At 41.8% G+C, this 11,559-nt stretch carries 8 protein-coding genes; 5 read left to right on the top strand and 3 right to left on the bottom strand.

Features of this window, described 5'->3' with window-relative positions:
• Nucleotides 1–30 precede the first annotated feature (30 nt).
• From CSC79_RS16565 to CSC79_RS16545, 5 genes are all read left to right on the top strand, one after another.
• Nucleotides 31–402, top strand: a complete 372-nt coding sequence (locus tag CSC79_RS16565; RefSeq protein ID WP_237114046.1) for a hypothetical protein — start codon at nt 31–33, stop codon at nt 400–402.
• Nucleotides 403–500: 98 nt separating this feature from the next.
• On the top strand, nt 501–1,826 hold the full coding sequence (locus CSC79_RS16560) for a TolC family protein (RefSeq protein WP_099296857.1): 1,326 nt from the start codon (nt 501–503) through the stop codon (nt 1,824–1,826).
• Nucleotides 1,816–3,534, top strand: a complete 1,719-nt coding sequence (locus CSC79_RS16555) for an efflux RND transporter periplasmic adaptor subunit (protein WP_099296856.1) — start codon at nt 1,816–1,818, stop codon at nt 3,532–3,534. Before CSC79_RS16560 ends, CSC79_RS16555 begins: the two co-directional genes overlap by 11 nt.
• A gap of 8 nt (nt 3,535–3,542) precedes the next feature.
• Complete coding sequence (locus CSC79_RS16550) at nt 3,543–6,662, top strand: efflux RND transporter permease subunit (RefSeq protein WP_099296855.1); 3,120 nt, start codon at nt 3,543–3,545, stop codon at nt 6,660–6,662.
• A 162-nt stretch (nt 6,663–6,824) separates the two neighbouring features.
• The gene (locus tag CSC79_RS16545; RefSeq protein ID WP_099296854.1) at nt 6,825–7,280 is read left to right on the top strand and encodes a hypothetical protein; all 456 of its coding nucleotides are present in this window, start codon (nt 6,825–6,827) and stop codon (nt 7,278–7,280) included.
• A 39-nt stretch (nt 7,281–7,319) separates the two neighbouring features.
• Here the strand turns inward: CSC79_RS16545 and CSC79_RS16540 are convergent, their stop codons facing one another.
• The 3 genes from CSC79_RS16540 to CSC79_RS16530 all read right to left on the bottom strand — a co-directional run bounded on the left by CSC79_RS16540 (nt 7,320) and on the right by CSC79_RS16530 (nt 11,513).
• On the bottom strand, nt 7,320–8,807 hold the full coding sequence (locus CSC79_RS16540; protein WP_099296853.1) for an exopolyphosphatase: 1,488 nt from the start codon (nt 8,805–8,807) through the stop codon (nt 7,320–7,322).
• Nucleotides 8,800–10,887, bottom strand: coding sequence for a polyphosphate kinase 1 (gene ppk1 / locus CSC79_RS16535; RefSeq protein WP_099296852.1), 2,088 nt, complete (start codon nt 10,885–10,887; stop codon nt 8,800–8,802). Before ppk1 ends, CSC79_RS16540 begins: the two co-directional genes overlap by 8 nt.
• 119 nt (nt 10,888–11,006) lie before the next feature.
• Nucleotides 11,007–11,513 carry an ACT domain-containing protein gene (locus CSC79_RS16530; RefSeq protein WP_099296851.1) on the bottom strand — a complete coding sequence of 169 codons (507 nt, stop codon included), beginning with the start codon at nt 11,511–11,513 and terminating at the stop codon, nt 11,007–11,009.
• Between the last annotated feature and the right edge of the window lie 46 nt (nt 11,514–11,559).

Below are 11,559 nucleotides of genomic sequence, written 5' to 3'. Positions count from 1 at the left end.
AGAACCTAGAACCTAATTTTAAAAGGCATTGTGTTGCAACGTATTAACCAGAGTTTATTGGCCATAGTCTTGTTACTCACTTTAGTGGGTCAAGCTGTTGCGTCTGTAACTATGTCATGCGAAATGCCTCATATGAGCCAAGCTCAGGTGCAAGCTGTTGATACTACCGATATGCATCATGATATGTCATCAGGTATGATGAATATGGATTGCTGCGATGACGACGCAACAAGCAACCAAGAGTGCGCTTGTCCAATGAGCGCATGTAGTACTCATTCTATGTTGAGTATGGAAAGTTTATTTACCGCCGTGCTACTCAATTCCGATAAAGTACAGCTCTACACCCCGCAAGAACAACATTATATAGCCAGTTCGTTATATCGCCCTCCTATGCCTGCTTAATTGCAGGATAGGTGCGTCTAAAATTTACTAAATTATATTAAAAATCACCTATTACTGCCTCTAAATTAATCATTTTTTTAATTTTTCTGGAGAGTAGTGTGAAACACTTTTCTATATTTAAAGTCAGTATTTTAGCTTTGCTGTTAGGTACTGCAACATCAGCACACAGTAACGAGCTAAGCCTTAAACAAGCGCTCGATTATGCGCTTGATAACGAGCCTTGGCTGAAGGCCAATAAATATCAACAAGTTGCTGTGCAAGCACAAAGCTTAGCCGAAGGCACGCTACCTGATCCGGTATTAACCTTAGGGCTGATGAGTTTACCAACGGATGGATATGCTTTTGATCAGGAAGGCATGACCCAGTTAAAAGTGGGTGTAAGCCAAATGTTTAGTCGTGGTAACAGCCTAGAGCTGAAACAGCAAGCTTTAGCTCAATCAGCGCAGCAATATCCTTGGTTGCGTGCCGACAGACTTGCCCAGGTTAAAACCATTATTATTGAATCTTGGCTCAACGCATATCGGGCTCAGCAAAGTATTGCGCTGATTGAGCAAGATAAAGCTTTGTTTACACAATTGATTGATATTACCGAATCAAGTTATGCCAGCTCTGTAGGTAAAACCCGTCAGCAAGATATTATTCGCGCGCAGTTAGAGTTAACCCGCCTTGAAGATAAATTAGTGATGCTAGAGCAGCAGTTTGAAAGTGCAAAAAAACGGATGTCGCAATGGCTACCGATGAGTATGTTAACTCAACCTGTGAGCGCTAAGCGCGATGAAATTAAGCCATTAGCTGACTTTGCAGAGCTTAAATTTGAGCAGCTCATGCCGCTGCTGATGAAACATCCTGCCATCGTTGCTATAGAACAAAGCATTGCTGCTAAACAAACCGAAGTTGCAGTGGCTAAACAAGGCTATAAACCGCAGCTTGGTGTGAATATGGGCTATGGCTATCGTGATGATACGCCGACGGGCGACTCTCGCGCCGATTTGTTTTCTATCGGTATTAGTATCGATTTACCGCTATTTACCGATAATCGCCAAGACCAACAAGTTAATGCTGCAATTGCCATGGCTGAGTCGGTGAAAACAGAGAAATTGATCGCACTACAAACGCTCAAAGGGATGTATTTTAAAGAGTTTAGCCAGCTTAAAAGGTTACAGCAGCGTGACGCGCTTTATCAAACTAAGCTATTGCCACAAATGGCAGAACAAGCACAAGCGACATTAAATGCTTATACCCGCGATGATGGTGATTTTTCAGAAGTGATGCGCGCCCGTATTAGCGAGCTGAACGCCAAAATAGACGCGTTGAATATCCAAATAGATCAACAAATTATTATTGCGCGCTTGAATTATTATGCAAGCAGCAAAGATGCTGTTGTGATGGCAGAGCTACTTGCAGGAGAGCATAATGAACATTAATTTAAAACTGCTTATAGCAGTATTATTCGGGATAGGTATTGCCTCAATTGGCTTTGTTATTACGGATCACTCAAGAGATTCTGTAACGGTTAAATCAGAACAACGCCCCCTGTATTGGGTTGCACCTATGGATAGTAATTATCGCCGTGATGAACCGGGCCTTTCTCCCATGGGCATGGAGCTAGTGCCTGTTTATGCTGAGAGTGAGAGCAATGACCAAGACGGCCCCGGTACAGTAACAATATCTCCTACAGTGGTTAATAACCTTGGCGTTAGAACCGCAAAAGTACAGCTTAAAGCATTGCAAAGTGAAGTGAGAACAGTGGGCTACGTACAATTTAATCAAGATCAATTAGTACATATTCACCCGCGTGTTGAAGGCTGGATAGAAACTTTGTACGTTAAAGCTGCTGGCGATAAGGTTGAAAAAGGTGAACCGCTGTATACCTTATATTCACCGCAACTGGTAAACGCACAAGAAGAGTTTGTATTGGCCGTGAATCGCAATAATTCCGTACTTATTCGCGCAGCCAAAGCACGCTTAAAGGCATTGAATGTGTCAGACGGTTTTGTTGAGCGTTTACAAGCAAATAAAAAAGTGATGCAAAATATTACCTTTTACGCCCGACAAAGCGGTGTAATGAATGAACTTAATATCCGTGAAGGTTTTTATGTGAAACCCGGTACTTCAATGATGAGCATTGGTCAACTCGATGAAGTGTGGGTCGAGGCTGAAGTATTCGAGCGCCAAGCGCAGCTTATAAAAGTGGGTTTACCGGTTACCATGACACTTGACTATATCGCAGGGCAAAGTTGGCGAGGTCGAGTTGATTATATTTACCCAACGCTGGATGCTAAAAACCGTACATTACGAGTGCGCTTGCGCTTTAACAATCAAGATCATCAACTAAAGCCAAATATGTTTGCGCAGGTGACCATTAATGCTAACGCTGAACAACAACTTATTGTGCCAAAAGAAGCTGTTATTCGGACCGGCTCGCAAGACCGGGTGGTAGTGGCTCTAGGTGAAGGTCGCTTTAAATCAGTGGCAGTAGAACTTGGTCGCAGCGATAGTGATAACACGGTTATCTTGGCGGGTATTAATGCCGATGATGAAGTCGTCATCTCAGCACAATTTTTGTTGGACTCTGAATCAAGCAAAAGCTCCGATTTTAAACGTATGCAAACACCAGCAGCTATCACCAGCGTATGGGGGAAAGGCGTGGTGAATAGTGTTATGGCAGATCATCGTATGGTGAATATTAGCCATGAACCAATGGATGAATTAGATTGGCCTAGTATGACCATGGACTTTACCGTTGCCGATAGCGTTGATTTTAAGGCGTTGCAAGCAGGGCAAGCTTTGCATTTTGAGCTAACAAAAAAAGCGGATAACAGTTATCTGATAAGCGCTATTCATATAATGGATTCAACTCATATGATGGATGAAGCTGACAGCATGGCTACGGTAACAGGCAGTATCAATACTATTGATAAAGACAAACGAATTGCCAATATCAGTCGTGGCGCAATTAAAAAATGGAATCGAGGTCCTGCCACTATGGACTTTACATTTGCTGAAAGTGTTGATTTAAGTCACCTTGCAGTGCAGCAAAAGCTGACATTTACCTTCAGTGTGCAAGACGGTGAATTTGTCATCCAGCGTATTGATACTGTATCAAGCATGCAATCACACAGTGGTCACTAGGGGGCATTATGATAGCAGCAGTTATTCGTTGGTCCGTTACTAATCGCTTTTTTGTCTTGTTATTAACAGCAATATTGATTGGAGGTGGCTTATTTGCGGTAAAAAATACTCCAGTTGATGCTTTGCCCGATTTATCAGATGTGCAGGTGATTGTAAAAACCTCCTACCCTGGACAAGCGCCACAAGTAGTGCAAGATCAGGTTACTTTTCCGCTGACCACTGCCATGCTTTCAGTACCTGGGGCGAAAACAGTACGGGGCTTTTCATTTTTTGGTGACTCCTACGTGTATGTCATTTTTGACGAAAACACTGATCTTTATTGGGCACGAAGCCGAGTACAAGAATATTTAAGCCAAGTTGCTAGCCGTTTACCTGATGCCGCAACCGCAGAGCTTGGCCCAGATGCCACCGGTGTTGGTTGGATTTATTTATACGCGCTGGTAGATAAAACTAATCAGCATGACATTAGCCAGTTACGTAGTTTACAAGATTGGTTTTTGAAGTTTGAATTACAAACCGTCCCAGGGGTATCAGAAGTGGCTTCGGTGGGCGGTATGGTTAAACAATACCAAGTTAATGTAGAGCCAGATAAACTGCGGGCTTATGGTATTCCGCTTAGTTTAATTCAAACGGCCATAAAGCAAGGCAACCAAGAAATGGGCGCCTCGGTAGTAGAAATGGCCGAAGCTGAATACATGGTAACCAGCTCGGGTTATATAAAAAGCGTGGCTGATTTAGAAGCCATTCCACTGGGTGTTAACGCCAACGGCACACCACTGCAATTACGCGATGTAGCCGACATTCGCCTCGGCCCACAAATGCGCCGTGGTATTGCAGAGTTAAACGGCGAGGGCGAAGTCGCGGGTGGCGTAGTGGTAATGCGCTATGGCGAAAACGCACAAAAAACCATAGAGCTGGTAAAAGCAAAGCTCGAGTCTCTAAAAAAAGGCCTGCCAGAAGGCGTTGAAATAGTGCCTGTGTATGACCGTTCAAATTTGATCAAAAATGCCGTAGATAACCTTAGTAGCAAGCTAGTCGAAGAGCTAGTTGTAGTAGCTCTGATCTGTGTCGTTTTTTTGTTTCATGTGCGCTCATCCTTGGTGGCTATTGTTACTTTACCTTTGGGAATTTTAACGGCGTTTATCATCATGTATTGGCAAGGCATTAACGCTAATATTATGTCGCTCGGCGGTATTGCGATTGCCATAGGCACGATGACTGATGGCGCAATCGTCATGATTGAAAACATGCATAAGCATATGGAAAAAAAACCATTAACTGACGAAAACCGCTGGCAAGTGGTCACCGATGCGGCCAGTGAAGTCGGTCCCGCACTATTTTTTAGTTTATTGATTATTACCGTAAGTTTTATGCCGGTGTTTATTTTAGAAGCGCAAGAGGGTCGTATGTTTTCCCCGCTTGCGTACACCAAAACCTATGCCATGGCAGCATCTGCGGGTTTAGCAATCACTTTAGTGCCTGTTTTGATGGGCTACTTTATTCGTGGCAAAGTCATTTCAGAGCAGAAAAATCCGGTTAATCGATTACTGGTTAACACCTATAAACCATTACTGAATCTCGTCTTACGGTTCCCTAAAATGACCTTGTTGTTAGCACTGGTAGTCGCCATTATTGGTTTTTACCCAGTGAATAAAATTGGCAGTGAGTTTATTCCGCCGCTGGATGAAGGCGATTTAATGTATATGCCCACCACTTACCCAGGTTTGTCGATTGGTAAAGCGCGTGAGATTTTACAGCAAACCGATAAGCTTATAGCCACAGTACCAGAGGTGCTAACAGTATTTGGTAAAGTCGGGCGCGCAGAAACCGCCACCGATCCTGCACCACTAACCATGATTGAAACCTTTATTCAGCTCAAGCCAAAAGATCAATGGCGCGAAGGCATGACCTTAGCTAAATTGAAAAAAGAGCTCGATGGCTTAGTGAAGTTTCCAGGCCTGACAAATGCGTGGGTTATGCCAATCAAAACCCGTATCGATATGCTGGCAACCGGGATTAAAACGCCGGTAGGCATTAAAGTCGCAGGGCCAAACTTGAATGAAATTCAAAAAATTGGCCAGCAGATAGAAGTCTTACTTAAAGACTTGCCCGGCACGGCTTCCGTTTACTCAGAGCGAGTAGCTGGTGGACGTTATATCAAGGTAGATATCAATCGTGAAAAAGCAGCCCGTTACAGTTTAAACATTGCTGACGTACAGCAAGTGGTTGCTACCGCTATTGGCGGCATGAATGTCACGCAAACGGTTGAAGGGCAAGAGCGTTACTCGGTGAACTTGCGTTATCCGCAGGATTATCGCGATTCGCCAGAAGCCCTCATGTTATTGCCAATTGTAACCCCAACAGGGCAAAGAATAGCACTTGCCGATGTGGCCGATGTGTTTATTGAAGACGGCCCACCAGGTATTAAAAGTGAAAACGCTCGTTTAAACGGTTGGAGCTTTATCGATATTGATGGCATTGATATTGGCAGTTATGTAGACAATGCGCGCCAAGTGCTCGACGAGCAATTAGTGTTGCCACCGGGTTACTCAATAACGTGGGCAGGGCAATATGAGTACATGGAGCGTGCTAAAGATAAGCTTGCCTATATATTACCACTGACCTTAGCGATTATTATTGTGCTGTTGTACCTCAACTTTCGAAGCTTTGTAGAAGTGGTAATAATTATGGCTACTCTACCCTTGGCAATGATTGGGGGGATCTGGCTTATGTACATAGAAGGCTTTAATTTCTCAGTTGCCGTGGGTGTGGGCTTTATTGCCCTTGCTGGGGTCGCGGTTGAAATTGGGGTGATCATGTTGGTGTACTTAAACCAAGCTTACAATGAAAAGTGCGCGCAAGCACAACAAGCTGGTAGAGCACTTAGCTTTATTGAGCTTAAACAAGCTATTATCGAAGGCGCAGGCCTGCGAGTACGCCCAGTAATGATGACAGTCGCCACTATTATCATCGGTTTACTGCCTGTGCTCTACGGCACTGGAACAGGCAGCGAAGTAATGAGCCGTATTGCAGCGCCTATGGTCGGTGGCATGTTTAGCGCGATAGTGTTGACACTATTGGTATTACCTAGCGTATATTTACTGTGGCGAAAGCAATCACTGAAGTGATTTAAACGGTCTATAACTTTTACTGGTGGTGTGTAACTTGTACCCTTAAAAAGTGCTTTGTATATCACGCCACCCGTATTCATGGTTGATTTAAAAGGATTAAATGTTTTGGCACAAAACCCGCACTGAGTTATCCATCACGTGAGTAAAAAAGGAATACACATGCAAGTTAAAACGATACAAGAAGTGTACGATTGGACGATACTTTTTCACACCCAGATGGCAGCAAACTTCCATAGTGTGAAAGGCAGCCTTGATGAACATAATCAAATGTTGGTTGAGTATTATTTGGAGTATGAAAAAAAATTAGCCGAGGATTTGGTTGGTTTTAAAGTGATCACTGAAATTAATACACTCGATACATACTGTTATGAGTATTTCGCTAAAAATCCAGAGTTGCTAACATTTAACGATCTTGATCAAGGTAAACAGGTCGATGAGCACGTTATTCAGGCATATTTAACGGAGCAACACCAAGCGGTGATTGAGTTATATGAGTACTTATTGTCTCGAGCTAAAACAGAAAACGGTAAAGAAAAAATAGCGCAGTTATTAGAGCTTGAGCAGCAAGGTATCAAACAAATGATGCAAAGCTCAAATCGTCATATGGATATGTAAAAAATATACGGGTAGCACTGACTACCCGTGTTATTTCATTCAAACAAAGTCGATTAAAAATCCGACTTTCTTTAAGTATTTTTGCTCTTGTTGTAGGTCAGCTAATAGCAAGGTTTGTTCGCTTAGCCACCCCACAGGGAATTGCAATAACATACTGTTTCCCTTCACGGTTACCGCCAAATCTTGGTGTTGATCACTTAGGCGCTTTTGATTTAATAATACCGCTAATCTGAGTAAAACTATGAGTTGTAATATCTGAAAATGGGGTAACGAGAGAAGTTGAGGAAATGCTTCTAAGCGAATCTTTTTACGATAAAAACGTATCAAACAACTCAGCAATGTTTGTTGTTGTTGTGTGAAGCCAGGCAGCTGACTATTTTCAACGACGTAGGCACTGTGCTTATGTAGGCCCGATGAGTTAATACTTAAGCCTATTTCATGCAATTGCGCAGCCCAAACAAGTAATTGATGGTTATCCAGTGAGTCCAATTGCCACTCTTTTTGCACTTGAATAAAAAGCCAGTCCGCGGTGTTTGCGACTCGCCCAGCGTGTACTTTATCAATAGCATTTCTTTCGCTTAAGTTAGCGATTGTATTGGTACGAATGTCTTTTAGTGCTAACTTTTGCTGCATTTCATGAAGTAGCCCTTCACGCAATGAGAAGTCACTGTAATCCATTTCGTCGATACTAAATAACTTAAAAATAGCGATTAAAATAGCCAACCCGCCGCAAATACTGGCTTGGCGCTCAGGGCTTAATCCCGTGATAAGTAAGTTATCAATCGTTTTAGCTGCGATAAACTGCGTTTTTAATTCAAGTAGGCGCTCTAGGGTAATGGTTTTTTGTTGTGGATCATTTGCAATAATCATTGCAAGAATCGACTTAATTGTTCCTGAGGTACCGACCACCGCGTCCCAGCCTGCACTCATATAGCTGGCATAAATAACCTCAAGCTCTTGCTCTGCTCTGATTTGCGCTTTATTGAAGCGTTTTCCATTAATGATCCCATCAGCAAAGAACTGCTTACTACAACTAACACACCCCATATTACGGCTACTGAGCAATGAGTGTTCAAAATGTTTGCCAATTATTAGTTCTGTACTGCCACCACCAATATCGACAACTAAGCGATTTTCATCATGATGGATATAATGAGCCACGCCTTGGTAAATTAAACGTGCCTCTTCCTGCCCTGATATAACATCAATATGATAAGGAAATACCTTACTTGCTTGTGTTAAAAATGCATTAATGTTCTTGGCGCGCCTAAGGGTATATGTTGCGGCTATTTTTACATTACTCGCAGGGAAGTCCTGTAATGTAGTGGCGAACTGTTTCAATACGGCTAAAGCCCGCTCGGTCGCAGCTTGACTAAGTTGGTGCTTATCATCCAATCCATCAGCCAAATATACGCGCTGTTTCTCTTTATGAAGAATCTGCAAAGAGCCATCCACTTCTCTTGCTACCACTAAGTGAAAACTATTTGAGCCTAAATCAACGGCAGCAATTGAAGGGTAATTATTCATTATGGTAATTGTGTTCCCATTTTTTTAAGAGGTCATGGATTGCTATTTGTGAGCGAATCTTTTTGCGATTACCGCGTTTGACATAGAGGTTTTTTTGCTCACTATCAATAATACGTGCTTTTGTGCGGTCTTTAAATTGTAAATCAATAATATCAATAATCAGTTGTTTTAACTTTTCATCATAAATGGGAACACCCACTTCAACACGGTGATCTAAGTTACGTGTCATCCAATCTGCTGATGAGATATATACTTTTTCTTCGCCTTTAGTACCAAATATCATGACTCGAGGGTGTTCTAGGAAGCGATCGACAATACTGATTACACGAATATTGTCGCTAAAATTTGCAATGCCAGGCACTAAAGAGCACATACCACGTACTATGATTTTAATCTTGACCCCTTTGCGCGCAGCAAAATACAAATTATCAATCAGTTCTTTATCAACAAGATTATTGACTTTAATCGATATCTTGCCCGATTTACCGTTCTCGACATTTGTTACTTCTTGCAAGATCAATTTATTAAGGACTGTTCGCGCATTAACAGGTGAGATCATTAAGTGCTCAAAAACAAACGGTTTATAGCTGTTTTCTATAAATTTAAATACGCTGTCACTTTCATCACAAATGCCGCTATGCTTGGTAAACAAACTAAAGTCAGTGTAAATTTTAGCTGTTTTTTCGTGAAAATTGCCGGTGCCTATATGTGTATACTTTACAATTTGGCCTTTTTCACGGCGATGGATAATGCATAATTTACTGTGTACTTTTAATGCGGGGATGCCAAAAATAACTTTAATGCCCGCAGCGCTCAATACCTTTGCCCATTTTATGTTATTTTCTTCATCAAAGCGTGCTTTTAGCTCCACCATAACGGTGACTTTTTTGCCATTTTTTGCCGCATTAATTAGCGATGAGATTAATCGAGATTTACTGGCGACCCGATAAATATTTACTTTGATTTGTGTAACTTTTGGGTCAAACGCCGCTTGACGTACATATTCAAGTAAGTGATTAAAAGTATGGTAAGGGTAGTAAAGTAATATATCCTGCTGAGTAATCGCGTCAAACACACTTGCATGGGTATTAAATGAGCTACTTTGTAAAACGGGTAAGCTTTTATTCTCTAGGTATTGGCGTCCTATATTAGGGAAGCCAATAAAATCCCTAAAGTTCCGATAGCGCCCACCTGGTATAAGGGCATCATGATGGGTGACCCCTAAGCGTTTCTTCATCACTTTAAGCATCGACTCAGGCATTACTTGGTCGTATACCAGCCTAACTGGCTCGGCATAAATTCGCTGCTTTAAGCCTTTGGACATTTTATCAAGAATACCTTCTTCTAGCTCGTCGTCTAAGTTGTACTCAGCGTCACGGGTGAGTTTGATTGAGTGACCTTGTATTTCGTTAAAACTGAAAAAGTTACTAAACACATCATTAATAAAAAACAAAATTATATCATCGAGTAATACAATTGTTTTGTGACGACGCGTTTTCTCCGGAGGTAAAATTACAAACCGAGGGACTCTATCGGTTGGCACTTCGAGCATCGCATAATGGCTTTTATCACTGAGCATTTCGACAAAGATGTAGGTCATTGTATCGTTGATATGATCAGAGTAATCTTTATTCTCATCCAGCATGATGGGAGAAATATGCTGAAGAACTTTGTCATGAAAAAAAGTTTTTAACCAACTGATATGAAAATCACTGAGTGCCTCTGGGCGATCAACATGGATGTTATGATCATTTAAGTCGCAGAGGATTTGCTGGTGAATGGCATTAAATTTTTTGGTTAATTGCAGGACTTTTTGCTGAATTTCAGCAAGTAATATCTCATCTTCATCAAAATTCGTATCAGGTAATTTATTTAGTAGTATTCGGCGTTTTACGTCAGCAACACGAACCCTAAAAAACTCATCTAAATTATTAGAAAAAATCCCCAAAAAGCGCATGCGTTCTATAATGGGGTTGTTTTCGTCAGCTGCTTCTTGAAGCACTCGGTCATTAAATGACAGCCAACTTAACTCTGGTGCAAAATAAGTGATTGTTTGCGACACGTTTGAGCACGCATTCATGATTCATTCCTTAAATAACGTCTCCTTAAAAGGTAGTACAAAAAGATGACATTATCATGACAAACATGTCAATTGCATTACATGTTTGTCATGGGAATTTACGACAGTATGGGAAAGGTTTACGCTGACTCAATGTCAACGATCAAATCAGCTGTAATAGCCTCTAGTGCATTAACAACTTCATCTTTGTTCATGCCTTGAGGAAGTTCAATTGTTGCCACAGCGCTAAAAATAGGTACTCCCCAATTTGGCGCGCTTTGTTGTTTAGAGTTTAGGTGAGTAATGCTGGCACCTTTGTGTCTAATAACACTGGCAAGCTCTTGCACTATCCCTGGGCGATCATTACCTGTGATAACAAAGTTCAATGTTTCAGCGGGGGTGTTTTCAATTGACTCGACACCGTTTTCAATTTTGACCTCTAGATCTGGCAACTCATCGAGTGCAACTTGCAACTCTTTAAGATGCTCCTCAGGTACTGTTACTTCTAAAATTCCTGCAAAATGTCCAGCTAAATGACTCAAGTTACTTGTTAACCAGTTTCCATGATGACTTAAAATAGCAGACGAAATGTCTTCGACAAGGCCGGGGCGATCGTGCCCTAAAATAGTGATAACTAATTGCTTCATGAGTAGGTTCCTAAAAGTGCCGTTCAGAAAAATGCATCGGCATGAA

It is taken from the genome of Pseudoalteromonas sp. 3D05, assembly GCF_002723455.1.
In the GTDB taxonomy this organism is placed as follows: domain Bacteria; phylum Pseudomonadota; class Gammaproteobacteria; order Enterobacterales; family Alteromonadaceae; genus Pseudoalteromonas.
This window is presented reverse-complemented; position numbering and strand designations above follow the sequence as displayed.